9 protein-coding genes, 2 tRNA genes and 3 rRNA genes are annotated in these 17,319 nt (G+C 59.0%); 6 read left to right on the top strand and 8 right to left on the bottom strand.

The window, feature by feature from the left end:
• Window positions 1–59 precede the first annotated feature (59 nt).
• Entirely contained in the window at window positions 60–2,039 is a 1,980-nt protein-coding gene (locus HALTADL_RS10695; protein WP_089672898.1) for a MutS-related protein, read from the bottom strand.
• Window positions 2,040–2,456: 417 nt separating this feature from the next.
• On the opposite strand from HALTADL_RS10695, the gene larE reads away from it, so the two are divergent.
• Entirely contained in the window at window positions 2,457–3,317 is an 861-nt protein-coding gene (gene larE, locus HALTADL_RS10690; RefSeq protein WP_089672897.1) for an ATP-dependent sacrificial sulfur transferase LarE, read from the top strand.
• On the opposite strand, the gene HALTADL_RS10685 is transcribed toward larE, so the two are convergent.
• On the bottom strand, window positions 3,318–3,947 hold the full coding sequence (locus HALTADL_RS10685; RefSeq protein ID WP_089672896.1) for a histidine phosphatase family protein: 630 nt from the start codon (window positions 3,945–3,947) through the stop codon (window positions 3,318–3,320). It lies immediately after the preceding gene.
• Window positions 3,948–4,006: 59 nt separating this feature from the next.
• Between HALTADL_RS10685 and HALTADL_RS10680 the strand changes: the two genes are divergently transcribed.
• Both HALTADL_RS10680 and HALTADL_RS10675 read left to right on the top strand, forming a co-directional pair.
• A complete protein-coding gene (locus HALTADL_RS10680; protein ID WP_089672895.1) occupies window positions 4,007–4,261 on the top strand; it encodes a glutaredoxin family protein in 255 nt (84 codons plus the stop codon).
• Window positions 4,262–4,460: 199 nt separating this feature from the next.
• Window positions 4,461–5,603 carry a GNAT family N-acetyltransferase gene (locus HALTADL_RS10675; RefSeq protein ID WP_089672894.1) on the top strand — a complete coding sequence of 381 codons (1,143 nt, stop codon included), beginning with the start codon at window positions 4,461–4,463 and terminating at the stop codon, window positions 5,601–5,603.
• Between the two features lie 34 nt (window positions 5,604–5,637).
• Here HALTADL_RS10675 and tatC (HALTADL_RS10670) read toward each other — a convergent pair whose 3' ends face one another.
• The gene (tatC, locus tag HALTADL_RS10670; protein ID WP_089672893.1) at window positions 5,638–6,618 is read right to left on the bottom strand and encodes a twin-arginine translocase subunit TatC; all 981 of its coding nucleotides are present in this window, start codon (window positions 6,616–6,618) and stop codon (window positions 5,638–5,640) included.
• Between the two features lie 148 nt (window positions 6,619–6,766).
• On the opposite strand from tatC (HALTADL_RS10670), the gene tatC (HALTADL_RS10665) reads away from it, so the two are divergent.
• Window positions 6,767–8,962, top strand: a complete 2,196-nt coding sequence (tatC, locus tag HALTADL_RS10665; RefSeq protein WP_089672892.1) for a twin-arginine translocase subunit TatC — start codon at window positions 6,767–6,769, stop codon at window positions 8,960–8,962.
• 96 nt (window positions 8,963–9,058) lie between these two features.
• Window positions 9,059–10,330: a hemolysin family protein gene (locus tag HALTADL_RS10660; RefSeq protein ID WP_089672891.1), complete on the top strand. Its 1,272-nt coding sequence runs from the start codon at window positions 9,059–9,061 to the stop codon at window positions 10,328–10,330.
• Window positions 10,331–10,451: 121 nt separating this feature from the next.
• Here the strand turns inward: HALTADL_RS10660 and HALTADL_RS10655 are convergent.
• Window positions 10,452–10,528: transfer RNA gene (locus tag HALTADL_RS10655), tRNA-Cys, on the bottom strand.
• 98 nt (window positions 10,529–10,626) lie between these two features.
• On the opposite strand from HALTADL_RS10655, the gene HALTADL_RS10650 reads away from it, so the two are divergent.
• Entirely contained in the window at window positions 10,627–11,337 is a 711-nt protein-coding gene (locus HALTADL_RS10650) for an adenosylcobinamide amidohydrolase (protein WP_089672890.1), read from the top strand.
• A gap of 188 nt (window positions 11,338–11,525) precedes the next feature.
• Here HALTADL_RS10650 and rrf read toward each other — a convergent pair.
• The 4 genes from rrf to HALTADL_RS10630 all read right to left on the bottom strand — a co-directional run bounded on the left by rrf (window position 11,526) and on the right by HALTADL_RS10630 (window position 16,740).
• Window positions 11,526–11,647 (bottom strand): 5S ribosomal RNA (gene rrf, locus HALTADL_RS10645).
• A gap of 120 nt (window positions 11,648–11,767) precedes the next feature.
• Window positions 11,768–14,689: ribosomal RNA gene (locus HALTADL_RS10640) — 23S ribosomal RNA — on the bottom strand.
• 332 nt (window positions 14,690–15,021) lie between these two features.
• Window positions 15,022–15,093, bottom strand: a tRNA-Ala gene (locus HALTADL_RS10635).
• A 174-nt stretch (window positions 15,094–15,267) separates the two neighbouring features.
• Window positions 15,268–16,740: ribosomal RNA gene (locus HALTADL_RS10630) — 16S ribosomal RNA — on the bottom strand.
• Together the 16S, 23S and 5S rRNA genes with 1 tRNA gene alongside form the textbook arrangement of a ribosomal RNA operon.
• Window positions 16,741–17,319: the final 579 nt, after the last annotated feature.

Genomic DNA, 17,319 nt, shown 5'->3' with positions numbered 1-17,319 from the left:
AGCATATTCTCCTGCCCCACCGCTTAAAATCCTGTCCATCCCGTACGGGAGTCAGCGGCTTAGAACTTCTCTAACAGTGATTCGTAAAACGTCGCGTCGGTCGCCTCCCCCGCGAGCTTCTCGACAATCAACTCCGGCGTCGACCGCGCCAGGTGATTCTTTACTGGCGACCGGTTGACCTGTAGCTTGCCGTCGACCAGTCCAGTCGCCTGAATCCCGTCGACCGCGACATCGACAGCCGACGCCTCCCGAATCTCGTCGGCAAGGTGAGAGACGAAGACGGCGGTCGCACCCTGTGTGTCCAGTGCTTCCAAAATCCCAGCAATGATCTTCGCGCTCGCGCCGGGTTCGGTAATCGACTCCAACTCGTCGACCAGAACGAGCCGCCCATCGGCCCCCGAAATCAGGTCACCGAACTCCTTGAGCGTGCTCTCGAAGGCCCCCGCATCCAGCGTGCCCTGCGATTTGGCGTAGTAGTGCAGTTCGGTAAACCGCTGGAGCCGGACCGATTCGGCGGGCACTGGCAGTCCCATGTGAGCCAAAATCACGATCAGCCCAACGAGATCCAGCAGTGACGTCTTTCCGCCGGAGTTGACACCAGAGAGGAGTGTAACGCCTTCGACTCCGTAGTCGACTGGGTCGACGTCTTCGAACTCGACATCCAACAGCGGCGACCGACCAGCCCTGATCTCGAAACCGGTCTCGGGGTCGTCGAACGCCGGCATCACGCAGTCGAAATCCCGCCCGAAGCGAGCAATAGCGAGTTCCACGTCGAGTTCGAGGGCGTTTCGAACCAGTTGGTCGACCGGCCCTCGAAGGTCGGCGAGATCAGCGGCCAACTCCGTTTTTAACGAGGTTGCCCGGCGGTCACGGGCGGCGGTGAGTTCATTTTTAAGCCGACCGACAGCGTCCTCGCGTCGATTGATCGGGAAGGTCGGATCGCCATCGAAAATTCGGTCGGCGAGTTCAGCTTCTTCGGGCGCAAGCGAGAGACTCTCGGTGAGATGAGTTCGGGACTTTTTAACTGCGGTTTCGAAATCCTCGTCGAGTTCGCGGGCCAGAAGCGAGTCGACGCGCGCGCCCTGTTCGACCAGCGAGAGGAAGTCTTGGCCCTCGATGGTGACGTTTCGCTCCTTGATCGCATCCCGGAGATAGTCGTTGGCGACCGATTCGGCGGTGCCGACCGCCGCATCTAGATCGTCGACAGCGACTTCGAGCCGCCGAAGTTCGTCGTCACCGACGATGGTACCGTCGTCGTCGACACGCGAGAGGCCGTCTTCGAGTGCGTCGAGATCACACGGCGGCTCCAGTCCGGCCAGTCGATGAACCTCGGCGGCAGCCATGATTCGGTCGCGATTCGTCGCAAACACCGACAGCAGGCGTTCGGGGACGACTGTCTCGGGTTTGTCGAGGGCGTCGGGCAGAATCCGAACGTCGCCGTCGATATCGATCCCGGCGAACGACTCGTCGAGGACGAAGACGGTGGCATACGAGCGGGCCAGTTCGTCGATGTCTCGGGCGTCGTCGACGACTTCGGCCGATAGCTCCGGCATCTTACTCTTGGCTTTGGCGTACTGTTCGGCGTCGGCGGTCGCCAAACAGCGGTCCCGAACGCGGAGTCCCGAGGGCGATTCGAGTGGTTCGACGCCGCCGAGAGCGTCGAGGACAGCTGTGTCTGGCTCGTGAGAGAGGGCGCGGTCGACCAACTCGCGGACCTCGTTGATACGGGACTGCCGGGGGCTGGGATACAGCGTTTCGAGTCGTTTTGTAGCGTACGTGGTTACGGCGCGTTCTTGGAGGAGCGAGAGGGCATCGTCGTACAGTGACTTGGAGCGATCAGTTGCCAGAAAGCCGCCGGGATCGTCGTGACGGCGCTGGATCGCGCCGCGAGCGATAGCCGCGGCCCGCCCGTCGGTGACGCCGGGAGCCGCCGCAATCGTCAGCACGTCACCCGTTTCGAGGGCGGTCTCGGGGTCGTCGAGCTCCGCGAGTGCGGCGGCTGTCTTCTGGCCAACACCCGGAATCGCTTCGAACTCCATCGCCTGCGGGTCTCTCGGGGAGTGACTAAAGGATGCGGGTCAGCGACAGAAAGGGGGGGGGAGTGACGCCCGCCCCACGGGCGTCGTAGACTGTTTGCTGTCCGACGTTGCCGTATTGACCGCCGCATATCGACGGTCTATCGGGAACCGTCTACAGCAGACCGTCTCTGCACTGAACACTGAGCCGGAGCAGGGTAGCAACGGCAGCGAGGGCCAATCCGGTGTCGACACTGCCGGAGGGAGCGTCGACACATGACACGACAGCATAGTGGTCCACAACGGGCCAGCAGTCGTGTTGCTGTGGTGTCACTACCCGAATCAAAAGACGGAACGTGATACTATGAGCATTGTGGCCGTCTGCTAACTAAACAGGCAGTGAACAACGGTCTTTTGACCGGGCAGGCCATTCGGTGGCCAATGACTCCAACGGAGAAAGCCGCGGCCCTGCGGGCAGACCTCGCCGACTGCGACGGCGTCCTCATCGCGTTTTCGGGTGGCGTCGACTCGGCGGTCGTCGCGGCGCTCGCCCACGAGGCCCTCGGCGAGCAGGCAGTCGCCTGTACGGCGAAAAGTGAAACGCTGCCCGCGGCCGAACTTGATGCCGCAACCAGTGTGGCCGAGGAAATCGGGATTCGCCACGAGTTGGTGGAGTTCTCAGAACTCGACAACCCCGATTTCGTCGACAACAGCGGCGACCGCTGTTACCACTGCCGGACGATGCGGCTCGGCAAGATGTACGACACCGCGCGTCGACTCGGGATCGAAACCGTCTGCGATGGGACCAACGCCTCCGACCCCGGCGAGGGCCACCGCCCCGGCCTGCAAGCGGTCGAAGAGCTTTCGGTTCGCTCGCCGCTGTTGGACCACGAGATTACGAAAGCCGAGGTCCGAGAGATTGCCGAAGACCGGGGGCTGTCAGTCGCCGACAAGCCGTCGATGGCCTGTCTCTCTTCGCGGATTCCGACCGGGTTGGAAGTCACCGAAGAGAAACTCACCAGAGTCGAAAAGGCCGAACGACTGCTGCGAACGTGGGGGTTCGACCAGTTCCGCGTCCGGGACCACGACGGGTTGGCCCGAATCGAAGTCGCTCCCGATGAACTCGATGCAGCGCTCGATCCCGAGTTCGCACAGGCGGCCAGAGATCACCTCTCGGATCTCGGGTTCGATCACGTAACACTGGATCTGCACGGCTACCAAACCGGCAGCGTCAGTCCCGCAAACAAGAGCGATGACACCGAGACAGAAGACGTGTTTTCCCAGCAGTATCCGTCGAGCTAATCACAGCGGTTCGGCGTCGAGATGGTCGGTGTCGTTTTCGACAACCACGTCGACCCCGGATTCCGAAACGACCAGTTCGTTGATCGCACAGTTGCCCTGTTCCTGATCGAGAATCGTCGCCTCGATATTGAGTCCACGCGCCCAGCCGAGAACCAAGTACAGCGGCCCGCCATGGGTGACGACGACAGCAGTTTCGTCAGGGCCAAGCTCCTCGCGGAGTGTCGCAAACGCCCCGAGGACGCGCTCGCGTTGGTCGACCAGACTCTCGCCGCCCTCGGGTCGGGCTTCGGCGGCCGTGTACCCCACCTCGCTGAGTGTGAACTCCGGGTGACCCAAAAACAGTTCGCCGTAGTCGAGTCCCTGTAGCACACCGAAATTCCGCTCCCGCCAGCGACGGTCCGGCGTGTGTTCACAGTCGACAGCCCGACCGATGGGACGAGCGGTTTCGAGGGTGCGTCGGAGATCCGAGCAGATGAGTCGGTCGACGTCGTAGCGCTTGGCGAGCGCCGCGGCCAGCCGCTCGGCCTGCTCGTGACCGTGGTCAGTGAGGGCGACCGGAGCCCACCCTTGGACCCGCCGGTCGCGGTTCCACTGCGTCTCGCCGTGTCGAACCAACACGATCCGCGCCATACGAACTCCTTTCGGGCGGCGGTCGTAACGCTTGCCTTCCCGGCCCACCGAGAGCCCACATGGCGATTCCAGTCGCGGTGAAGATCTATTCGCGGGCCGACTGCCATCTCTGCGAAGAGGCGAAGTCGACAATCGAACGGGTCGCAGAGGAAGTCGACACCCACGTCACAATCGAGGAGGTCGACGTCGACACCGACGAAACGCTCCGGGCGGAGTACGGCGACCGGGTTCCCTACGTCTTCGTCGATGGGTGGCCCGCGTTCAAATACGAGGTCGACGAGGCCGAACTCCGAACCCAACTCGAAAACGCCTAACAGAGCCGAGATATTACCAACTACGTTCAGTAGGTTGTTGTTACGAAACCAGTTTGCTACCGACCGGCGCGCAGTGCCACTGTTAGCGTGCGGAACCGTCTCTCCGAGAGCGATCCTCTCGAAGCAGTGAGTCGACTGTCGAAGCCTCGAAAGCAGGCGGTAACAAAGACACCTGCTATGCGATAGTGCATAAACGAGCATGGTAACGACACAACAACAGTCGGTTGGGGAGTATCAGGTTCGTCCCTACCGACCAACAGACCGAGACCGGTTTCTCTCCTTATACGAGACGGTTTGGGGTCGACGGAAATCCGTAGACTGGTTCAACTGGCGGTTCGAAGCCAACCCCTACCGGGACGGTGTCCAGATGACCGTTGTCGAATCCGATGGCGAACTCGTCGGAGCCGAGCCACTACTTCCGTATCGGCTTCGTATCGGCGAGACCGTCCACGACGTCTTCCAGCCCGTCGACTGGATCGTCCACCCTGACCACCGACGGCAGGGGCTATTCACCCGGATGACCAAAGCCACACTCGACCGCCACCTCACGGACGTCTCGCTGTTTTTCAATTTCCCGAACGAGCAACTGCGTCCCGGACTCGAACAGTTCGACTGGGAGACGGTCGGATCGGTTGCCTGTCGCTACCGGGTGCAAAATCCACGAGCGTTCGTCGACAGAACGAACGCCGACCACTCGGCAATCGTCGCGCTGGCCGCTCGGGTTGGCACACCGGTTTGCGGTGTCGGACTCAACGCACTCGACTGGCTCGCATCCGCTCCGGAGGAGATCACCATCGAGCGCTCGTCCGGCGTTCGGATCGATGCGATTCACGATCTCTATTCGTCGACGCGGCCGACCGGGACTCACGTCGTCCGTGATCGACCCTTCCTAAAGTGGCGGTTCGCCAACCCCAACTGGGAGACGACGAGCTACGTCGCTGTCGACGACGGCGAGACAGTCGGGAGCCTCATCGCCGCCACCGAACAGACCGATGAGGCGCGAATCTGCTATCTCTTCGATCTCCAGCCCATGCAGACGGCGGCTACACGACCGGCGGCCGTCGAGGCGCTCCTCGGGGCGCTGCTGGAGGACACCACCGACGTCGACCTCATACGAGCGCCGACAGACTACTATCCGGGGCTGTTCCGTCGGTATGGGTTCTGTCGTGACGATGCGTTTCCGGTGTCGACTGCCTCGACACGAACGACACACGCCATTCGAACGCCGGAGACGTCCGGGACGTCGACTGTACCGGCGGATCAGCAATCGCGGCTCTCAGCGGAGCGACTCACCGATCCGGACCATTGGCAACTCACGCTGGCGGATCTCGATATCGAGTAACGATTATAACTGGGACCGAAACGGTGCAAAGCGCTCAGTTCCCGGTCCAGCGACGGATTGCGAGCGTCCCCTCGAACAGCACCACCATCGTCAGCGTGACGATGATCGGAGCCATCCCGGTCGGATCGGGGCTGAAGATAAACGCAATCCCGAGGAACGATCCCCAGAAGATGAGTCGCTTGGCTTCGAGCCACTCGCGGGTGACGATCCCCATCATGATCGCCAGCATGATGAACAGCGGAATCTGGAAAATGAGCGCCATCCACCCCATCATGATCAATATGAGATTGAACGTTTCTTGCAGCCCGAAGGCGACGACTGCCGCATCCTCGGTGTACTCCGAAAAGTAGGCGAAGATGAACGGCAGGATAAGGAAGTGGGCGAACAGCACGCCGAAAATACCGAGGACGAGACTCGTCGGCACCGAGGAGAGATAGTAGCGACGCTCCTGTGGATACAGTCCGGGACGCATGAACCGATACGTCTGGTAGACGAACACCGGCAACCCAATCAGAATACCAGCAAGCCCGGCGACTTTCAGCTTCGTGAGGATGAACTCCAATGGGCCGTACAGTCGGGGGCGGTTGGTGGCGGCCTCCGGAATGTGGGAGGCCCACAGGAAGTTGATCGTCTCTCCAGCAAACGGATAGACGAGGATCGTGACGATCCCGGCGACCAGAAAAACGACGCCGAGTCGACGCATCATCTCCTCGATGTGGTCTGCAAGCGGCATCTCCTGATCCGACTGTGGACCGTCGCCGACCATCCCATCGTCGACGACCGACGTGTCGGGCTGGTCGAGTTCGTCGGCCGGGAGTCCGGATTGGGTCGTACCGCCATCGGTCGTCGTATCGTCGGCGGGGTCGGCGGGGTCGGCGGAGTCGGCAGTCGTGCTGTCGACCGAGTCGGTACTCGCGTCGACCGGAGCGTCGGACGCATCGCTGTCGACGGGCGGGTCGGCCACCGCGTCGCTCGCGGTCTCGTCGGTATCACCAGCGTCCGGTTGCTCGGCCATTCAGTTACATTACACCCCCGGGTCATTATAGGCCTTTTCTGATTCATCCCGGCTGGTCGACCACACATCGCATAGTGGGAGCAAAATCGGGTCGACGGCCCGTAGCCGAGAGAAAAAGTTGATAACAGCGAGTCGGCTTGTTACAGCCATGTCTAGCGCGCTCGATGCGGACACCAGGCAGGCGCTTGGTGAGACGACAGCCACCGCTCGTGCGATGCTACGGGCCGCCCAGAAAGACCTCCAGAAGGTCTTTATCGTCTTTCTGATCGGCTTCCTCGGCACGTTCTACGCTCTCCGGCTCTACATCTGGGACTTCCTTCGAAACGTCACCGAGTCCCGAATGCGTGCGGACGTCGGCGAGAGCTTCGAGATCATCGCACAGACGCCGTTCGACGTGATCCTCCTCCAAGCAAAAATCGGTCTTATTATCGGTATTCTCTTCGCAGTGCCGGCATTTCTCTATTTTGCACGCGATGCACTCAGACAGCGCGGCTGGTGGCTCCAAACGCCTGTCGCCCGATGGAAACTCGTCCTCATTGGGCTATTTGCAGCAGCCCTATTTACCGGCGGCGCAGCCTACGGCTACGCGGTCTTCTTCCCCGTCATGTTCGGCTTTCTGGCTGGCTTCGGCTTCGATGCCGGACTGAACCCAAGCTACTCAATCGTGCTGTGGACGGAGTTCATCGTCCTCCTGACGATTTCGTTCGGTCTGGCCGCCCAAATGCCGCTGGCGATCACCGGCCTCTCGTATGCCGAAATCATCCCCTACGAGACGTTCCGTGACAAGTGGCGGTACGCCGTCCTCGGGATGTTCGTCTTCGGTGCGGTCTTCTCGCCGCCGGACCCCTTCACCCAGATCATGTGGGCAGCGCCGCTGATCGTTCTCTATGGGTTGAGTCTCTATCTGGCGAAAATCGTCGTGACCGCTCGCCGCGGGAGCGAACAGATCGAAATCCGTGGGACGGCCAGTCGACACTGGAACGTGCTCGCCGGACTCCTACTCGGTGGCTTCGGCTTCGTGTACGCCTTCTACGAGTACGGTGGCGTCGACGCGGTCAACAGCCTGTTGAGTCTACAACTGGCCATCGGGCCATGGACAATTGCCAGTAGCTACCGACTCCAGCCAGCCGGTGCGGCTCTGGGTGTGACCCCAAACGTGGCACTCGGTCTCTACGGTGGAATTTTGGGCCTCGCGCTCGCGCTGCTGGGACTGGCCTACTTCGTCTACACCGAACTCGACCCCGACCAGATAGAGTCCAATATGGGCGATCCGACTGCAATCGATCTCTCGGCGCTGGATGCCGAGGGAATCCGTGCCGCACCGCCCGAAGCGTTCGTCGACCTCGACGAAGACGAAGCGATGGCGATGGCCAGCCAAGCACTGGAGGCCGATAATCCAGAGAAGGCACGGGCAATCGTCGACCGGTTCGACGACACCGAAGCCGAACGCGAGGCCGCCGAGGAGGCCGCACAAGCCCAGGAAGGTGACCTCGGCGACCGCGCCGAACGGGCTGGTGACTCCTTCCTCGACGAACTCACCGATGGCGAGCAGGATACCGACGATATCGGTGGCTACTACACCGATATCATGTTTATTCTCGACAGTCTCCGCTCGCGATCCTTCGGACTCGTACTGACGTTTCTGATCGCCATGGTCGGGACGTTCATGGCGTTCTACCTCGGTGGACTAGGTGTCATCCGGGAGAACTTCCTGAGTCGGATGCCGCCGCAGTTGGTCGACGAGGCCTCCCTCGAAATTATCACACTCCACCCGGTCGAGGCCGTGCTGTTCATCGTCAAGGTGTCTGTGCTGGTCGGTGTGCTGGCAGTGTTGCCGATGGTGGGCTACTACACGTGGCCCGCGCTCAAACAGCTCGGTGCTGTCAGAGGGAACCAGTGGGTCGTCTTCCTGTGGACTGGCTCGCTCAGCGCCGGACTGTTCGGTGGCCTCGCGCTGGGCTACTTCTACATCGCCCCGGCGGTGATCTCCTATCTCGTCGCCGACGCCACCGCCGCGAACATGCTGATCACCTACCGAGTCAACGACTTCTTTTGGCTCATCATCTTCACCACGGCCGGGATCGGACTGCTCGCCGATATCCCTATTTTGATGATCCTGCTCAACAAGGCGGGCGTCCCCTACGGGGCGATGCGGGGACGCTGGCGCGAGGTAACGGTCGCACTGCTGACGGTCGGCGCGCTGTTCACGCCCGCCGACATTATAACCATGTTCCTCGTCACGGTGCCGCTGATGGTCGCCTACGGTGTCGGACTGGCTGTGTTGTTCGTGATCACCGCAGGCGGTCGACGGGATCTCGCACCGCCAGCCGAGATCGTCTCGTGACTACTGAATCCATCTCCGCATCGAACGAGGCAGTTCACCTGAGCGTCGACAGACAGTATATATAACTAGTCGCCGTCGGAAACTCAGGCCAACCCGATGGTCACTGACTCGCTGCCGCTTGTCGGCGCTGGAATCGCGCTCCTGCTCTGTATAAGTGCCTTCTTTTCGGCCAGCGAGATTGCAGTCTTCTCGCTGGAACGACACCGAATTACGGCACTCCGGGATGGGGGCGACAAACGCGGAGCCATCCTTGCACGCCTCCGTGATGACCCCCACCGACTACTAGTAACGATCCTCGTCGGCAACAACGTCGTCAACATTTCGATGGCGAGCATTGCCACTGTCGCCGTCGTCTCAGTTTTCGGTGCAGGAATCGGTGTCACGATTGCCACAGTTGTCATGAGCATCCTCATTCTGCTCATCGGCGAGATCGCGCCCAAATCCTACGGCGTTGCCAACGCCGAACGCACCGCACTCAGATTCGCCCGACCGCTGTCGATGCTTCAGCGCCTCCTCTATCCAATTGTCGTCGTCTTCGAGTGGATCTCCACGCGGATCAACGTCCTCACCGGTTCGGAGACGGTCGACCGGCCGGAACTCACCCGCGCCGAACTGGAGCGACTCGTCGCAACCGGCGAACAGGTCGGTGCTATCGGCCCTTCGGAGCGAGAGATGGTCGAAGGCATCTTCGAACTCGAATCCACGACCGCACGCGAAGTGATGGTCCCCCGTCCGAACGTCACCGCCGTCGACCGAACGACTCCACTTACAGATATCGTCGGGCTCTGTGCCGAGGAACGACTGACTCGGGTGCCAGTCTACGAGGGAAGCCTCGACGACGTCGTCGGTATCGTCGACATCCGAGACGCCGAACGCGCGCTCCGAGAGGGACTCACGCTTGCTGACGTGATGTCACCAGCACTGATCGTCCCCGACACCCAGCGGATCGACACCCTCCTTGCGGAGATGCAGGCCCAACGGCAGCCGCTCGTGGTTGTCGTCGACGAGTACGGGGAGATGGAGGGTGTAGTCACTATCGAGGACATCCTCGAACAGATCGTCGGCGAAATCGTCGAGGTCGGCGAAGAACGAGTCATCCGCACGACAGCCGACGGCCTCGTCGTCAACGGCGAAGTCACTGTTGGCGAACTCAACGACCTCCTCGGCGTCGACCTCCCGCGTCACGGTGCCTACGAAACGGTCGCCGGACTCGTCAACACTCAGCTCGGTCGACTGGGCGAGACGGGCGATCTCGTCGAGTTCGATACAGTTGGGATCACGATCACTGTCGAAGCCGTCGAACGGAACCGAATTCGACGAGTTACCGTTCGGCGAGTCGACGAGGAGACGGTCGACGACACTCCATAACGAACAGAGACACTAGAATACAAAAAGAAGCCACGGGCCGGATTCGAACCTCGGTCGCAGCAAGCTGCTCCCTGCTTCAAATCCGTATGGCTTCCGCTCCTCACCTTCGTTCGTCGCAGGAAGCCAAGGGCCGGATTCGAACCGGCGGGGGTTCCGCTCTGCAGGCGGATGCGTTCGGCCAGACTCTGCCACCTTGGCGCGTCCGGAATTACTTCTGAGACGTGCTTAAGCCTAGCGGTCTCGGGCCATTCGTCGACCAGCAGCATTCAAGCAAGTCGACCCGAACCGTCTACTCCGTGACTGATCAGATATTCGAATCGAGGGTCCAGTCGAACGTCCTGCAGGTACGCTCGCCGACGACCGACTGGCTGTCGACTGGATTCGATGGCGGCCACCACCAGGCCGACGTCGCCTACAACATCACCGTCCCGGCAGGGTGGACGGAGACGGAAATCACAGAGTACGTCGACCGCCGAAAAGCCGACGCGGGGTTCGACACGGCAGGTCCGGCGCTATTGACAGGCGTCGACCAACGACACGCCCGGCGGGCCGTGCTTGATCCTGTCGAGGTGATCGTCACCGCTGGTGTCTCAAACCCTGCGACACTCCCACCTGGATCTGCCAGCGAGACAACCGCCGACACAGCCACTCCGTTCCAACCGGGAACGATCAACATCATCTCCGGGACAACGCGGGCACTCCCCGACGGCGCGCTCGCCAATCTCGTTGCGGTCGTCACTGAAGCCAAAACTGCGACGTTACTCCGCCTGACTGGCTTTTCGGGAACGACGAGCGATGCTGTGATCGTCGGGACGGATCAAACTGGAGAACAAGCACAGTTTTCGGGATCGTCGACGCCTGTGGGGCGTGCAGCTCGTGGTTGCGTTCGGGATGCACTTACGGCGGCGCTTGAGAGTCGGTATGAGACTGACGCGATGCCAAAATCGGTCGACGACGCCGACTACGGTTCTGCAACCACCGTGGAAGCAACGGTATCGAGACTCTAGGCAGGGAGGTCGACTACATACCAGCTCGATACTGCACAGCGCGGCTGCTCTGGGCTCCAATATGAATTGGAGAGCAACAGCGGAGATCGCTGTCGCTCTATAAATACAAAAAGCCCCGAGCAACAGCAGTGCTGTCGCTCGAAGGCTAATGAATGAGGGGTGATTCCGGCCGAATCACCGAATATGAATAGGGGCGGCGAACCACGACTCCCAGAGGGTCTCCCACTCCAGTACTGCGCGGAACGCAGACGAGCTTAACTTCCGTGTTCGGGATGGGTACGGGTGGAACCTCGTCGCTATGGCCGCCGTAAGGCTGATCAACGGAATCGAACCGTTGTAAATCCAAATCAGTCAGTACGGTATGTACTAATTCGTGTGTAGTGTGCAATCCAGTAAGCGCCTGGACCCAATACGATGGGTCAGTGCAGTATGATTATGGCTTGGTCTGTTAGTTTTCGTGGGCTCAACACCTCGTTGCCTCGGTGCGCACACCCCGAATCTATCGAACTCATCTTCTATGAGTGACCTCTGTGGTATTTCTTTTTCATGTGGGTTTCGAGCTTAGATGCGTTCAGCTCTTACCCCGTGGCACGTAGTTACTCGGCAACTGCCCTGACGGACAACCGATACACCAGTGGTGCCCAATCGTAGTTCCTCTCGTACTATACGATCGTTCACGTCAAATACCGTAACACCCCCAATAGATAGCAGCCGACCTGTCTCACGACGGTCTAAACCCAGCTCACGACCTCCTTTAATAGGCGAACAACCTCACCCTTGCCCGCTTCTGCACGGGCAGGATGGAGGGAACCGACATCGAGGTAGCAAGCCACTCGGTCGATATGTGCTCTTGCGAGTGACGACTCTGTTATCCCTAAGGTAGCTTTTCTGTCATCTACGGGCCCCATCAATGGGCCTCGTAGGTTCGCTAGACCACGCTTTCGCGTCAGCGACACTCGTTGGGAATGTCACTGTCAGACTTCCGTATGCTCTTGCGCTCTTCCTCGGGTCTCCGACCCGAGTGAGGAAATCTTGGGGCGCGCTCGATATCTTTTCGAGCGCGTACCGCCCCAGTCAAACTGCCCAGCTACCGGTGTCCTCCTCCCGGAGTGAGAGTCGCAGTCACCATCGGGTAGTATTTCAATGATGTCTCGGTGGCCCGCTGGCGCGGGTACCTGTGTAATGACTCCTACCTATGCTGCACAATGGCGACCACGTCTCAGCGACAGCTTGCAGTAAAGCTCTATAGGGTCTTCGCTTCCCCTTGGGGGTCTCCAGACTCCGCACTGGAACGTACAGTTCACCGGGTCCAGCGTTGGGACAGTGAAGCTCTCGTTGATCCATTCATGCAAGTCGCTACTGAAGCGACAAGGTACTACGCTACCTTAAGAGGGTCATAGTTACCCCCGCCGTTGACGGGTCCTTCGTCCTCTTGTACGAGGTGTTCAGATACCCGCACTGGGCAGGATTCAGTGACTGTACGAGTCCTTGCGGATTTGCAGTCACCTGTGTTGTTATTAGACAGTCGGAGCTTCCGAGATATTGCAACCTGCTCCATTCCGGAGCAGGCATCCCTTCTTGCGAACGTACGGGACTAACTTGCCGAATTCCCTAACGCCGGTTATCCCGACAGACCTTGGCTTTCGCTGCCAGAGCACCTGTGTCGGATCTTGGTACGGACATCACACTTGCCTTTTCACGGGCCCTAGGTACCAACGAATTTCTCTATCTCGAGATTCGTCCGCTTCGTGCCGTTACGGCTTCCACGGAGTTCCTCGATTCGACCGGGCGACTGCCCGGCTCGTTGTTTCCCAAGGCGTTGGCGTTGAATGGTGACGGTACTGGAATATTAACCAGTTTCCCTGTTGTCTATTTCGAATTACGGATAGACTTAGGACCGACTAACCCTCAGCTGATTGACAGTGCTGAGGAACCCTTGCTCATAAGGTCGTCGAGGTTCTCACCCGACTATAGCTGCTACTGTGACCAGAATTTTCGTTTCTGAACGGTCCACGCGAGCTCTCGCCCGAGCTTCCACCCGATCAGAACGCCGACCTACGTGGTCATCCCTAACGGGATGCTGCTGGGTCTCGGAAATGGATTTGAGCCCCGATCATTTTGGGCGCCTCGAACCTCGGCCGGTAAGCTGTTACGCTTTTCTTAGAGGGTTGCTGCTTCTAAGCTCACCTCCCGGCTGTTTAGGGCTCGAGACCACCTTCGATCGCACTTAATCCATATTTGGGGTCCTTAACCTAGCTCTGGGTTGTCTCCCTTACGGTGCACAAGATTACCCCGCACACCGGACTCCCAATGTCTACAACGTTCGTAAGTTCGGAGTTTGACAACAAAGCCGACTCCTCTCGGAGGCGGGATTTGTAATCGGTCGCTCTACCTCACGAACTATCTCGATTGAGGTCATGCTTCGACATGTTTCGGTCGGAACCAGCTGTTGCCGAGTTCGATGGGCCTTTCACCCCTATACGTAGGTCACGAGAGGGTATTGTAAGACACCAACTCTAACGGGCCTCCACGTGCCTTTCGGTACGCTTCACCCTGCCCACGCATAGATCACTCGGTTTCGGGTCGTATCCCTGCGACTCCCCGCCCTGAAGGACGGCGGCCCTGGCCTCAAAGAGGCTGCGGCCATGTCGCTTTCGCTACGTCTACTCTGATACACAGATTAGACTCGCCGGAGAGATACACTCTCTGGTTCGTTTTTCAAAACGTACGACGCAATATCGGCTTCTCTGTCGTCTTACTGTATCCTCGCGGATGGGTCATTAAGACAGAGACCTTGTATACCACGTCGTTCTATCGCCAACTGATTTCAGGCTCTATTGCACAATCCTTTGTGGAGTGCTTTTCAGCGTTCGCTCACGCTACTTTTTCGCTATCGGTCTCGAGGAGTGTTTAGTCTTCCCGGGGGATGCCCGGGGATTTTTCACGAGGGATATCCGACCCACGCTACTCTGGATCTGACGCACGACGTACTGATTTCTGATACGGGGTTGTCACCCTGTATCACGCTCCGTTCCAGAAGACTTCTCAGAAAGTTTCGGTCGATGAGTGTCAGTCCGTACACCACATGTCCCGTAAGGGATTCGGTTTGGACTGTGTCGTGTTTACTCGCCGTTACTAACGACATCGCAGTTGCGTTCTTTTCCTGTCGGTACTAAGATGTTTCAGTTCCCGACGTTCCCTATTGCGCAAGGCAATTGTTGAGAGGGATTCCCATTCGGAGATCCTACGTTCTTTGCTTCCATGCAGCTCCCGTAGGCTTATCGCAGCTTGGCACGTCCTTCGTCGGCTCTCGAGCCGAGCCATTCACCAGCTGGCACAGTAGCCAGTTGATTGAGACGAACTGAATCGTCTCATGGTTGAGACAATCTCCAAAGGAGATTGCCTCGTGATGAGACAGTCTAAGACTGTCTCGAAGATCGAGACACACGACGTGTCTCGAATGTATGTTCACTGTACCCGGTGAGACCACAATGGTCTCTAACGTACTGGGTCCAGTGGACGCCTGGATTGCACGTACACACGATATCATCACACACCGAGGTGGTACGCCGGTGTGTTCTACCCTTCCCATCCACGCTTACGCGGGACGGTGCATCGGTTTCTGCGTATTACACCCGAATGCCGTCACCCGTATAAGGGGCACGGTTCATGGATGCGCAACGATGGACTCAGTGGGATTCGAACCCACGGCATCCTCCTTGCAAAGGAGGCACTCTGCCGCTGAGCTATGAGCCCAACTCGGTCGGCAAAGCCGACCGAGTCGAGATGAAATGTTAGCCTTGGTAGTTCGAAGGTGCCCGATGGCACGGAAACGCCGAGTGGAATCGCGTTGACTCAGAGAGAGTCAACGTCGGACCGCAGATGAGTATGAACGGTGAGTCTGCCCGAAGTGGGCAGATCTCGATCTGTAGGAGGTGATCCAGCCGCAGATTCCCCTACGGCTACCTTGTTACGACTTAAGCCCCCTTGCGAAGCCCAGATTCGACCACGGGAACGTGGCCTCATCCGGACCTCACTCGGGTGCTTTGACGGGCGGTGTGTGCAAGGAGCAGGGACGTATTCACCGCGCTCTAATGAAACGCGATTACTACCGAATCCAGCTTCATGCGGACGAGTTTCAGTCCGCAATCCGAACTACGACCAGGTTTCTGAGATTACCGTCCTCTCTCGAGGTTGGAACCCATTGTCCTGACCATTGTAGCCCGCGTGTTGCCCAGCCCATTCGGGGCATACTGACCTACCGTTGCCCATTCCTTCCTCCGCTTTAGCAGCGGCAGTCTCCCTAATGTACCCACCCGGCCGGGGCCGGTGCTGGCAATTAAGGACGTGGGTCTCGCTCGTTGCCTGACTTAACAGGACGCCTCACGGTACGAGCTGACGGCGGCCATGCACCTCCTCTCATCGACTCGAGCAGATGTCGTCAACATGACTGTCATTATCGATGTCGGGGCTGGTGAGATGTCCGGCGTTGAGTCCAATTAAACCGCAGGCTCCTCCGGTTGTAGTGCTCCCCCGCCAATTCCTTTAAGTTTCATCCTTGCGGACGTACTTCCCAGGCGGCTCGTTTAGCGGCTTCCCTACGACACAGCACCCACTCGTAGTGGGTGCCACATCTAACGAGCATCGTTTACAGCTAGGACTACCCGGGTATCTAATCCGGTTCGAGACCCTAGCTTTCGTCCCTCACTGTCGAATCCGTCTTCTCAGAGTGCTTTCGCCATCGGTGGTCCGTCCGGGATTACAGGATTTCACTCCTACCCCGGACGTACCCTCTGAGCCTTCCGGTTCCAAGCCAGACAGTTTTCGCCGGACGCCCACCTGTTGGGCAGGTGGATTTCCCGACGAACTTGGCTGGCCAGCTACGGACGCTTTAGGCCCAATAATATTGGACATCACTCGAGCTGCCGGTATTACCGCGGCGGCTGGCACCGGTCTTGCCCAGCTCTTATTCGTTGACCTCCTTACAGTCAACAAAAGCGAAGGCTAGTATGCCTTCGCACTTGGGATTCCCCTATCGCACTTCCGTGCAGTGTAAAGGTTTCGCGCCTGCTGCGCCCCGTAGGGCCCGGAATCTTGTCTCAGATTCCGTCTCCGGGCTCTGACTCTCATCACCCGTACCAATTATTGGCACGGTGGGCCGTTACCCCACCGTCTACCTAATCGGCCGCAGCCGCATCCTTCAGCGTCTCAACGTTTGGAGTATGCTGCATTCCAGCGTGCATACCGTATCCATCATTAGCCTCAGTTTCCCGAGGTTATTATGGTCTGAAGGGTAGCTTGGCCACGTGTTACTGAGCTATTCGCCACGAATCTAAGTTCGTACGACTAGCATGGCTAAATCGAATCCCAATAGCAATGTCCTCCGGCAGGATCAACCGGAATGTGTCCAACTGTCTCGAAGAGACAGTTGGGGGTTGGCGGGAACAATTTCCTTGAAGGGAAATTGGTCACCAAAATGTGTCTCATTGCATGGTCCGAGTTCGGCATCCTCCGAGCAATCGGGTGACACCGAACTACCAAGGCTAACGTCGGATCCCATCTGTACGGCGTACCGCAGGGGCGGGATCCCCATTTCTTCGGATTAGATCGAAGGTGAGTCACGGGTATAAACCCGTCGAACTCGACCTAGGTTCGGGCGATCCGAACTAGCTTCGATCCGCTCCACGAGTGCCGGCCGAATTGAACGGCCTTGCAATCTCGTATGTTGTCTGTTGCATTCCATCCGAATGCCCTTATACACTTAAGGGCATTGTTTCGAGATGGCCGCCGTCGGGCGATTCCGACGCCGGGTGTCAGTCGGGGTGACCCGACCGACCTTCGCATTACAACGAATGCCGGTCGAATACTTAACCCCGTCGAACCAAAGTCGCCACGTCATGCGGTTTCATGCCGTGTGGATGCGATTGCGTACCATATCGGTCGACAACTAATCGATATCCGTCGACCAAACACGCAGTGCAT

Origin of the sequence: Halohasta litchfieldiae (genome assembly GCF_002788215.1) — an archaeon.
Lineage (GTDB): Archaea > Halobacteriota > Halobacteria > Halobacteriales > Haloferacaceae > Halohasta > Halohasta litchfieldiae.
This window is presented reverse-complemented; position numbering and strand designations above follow the sequence as displayed.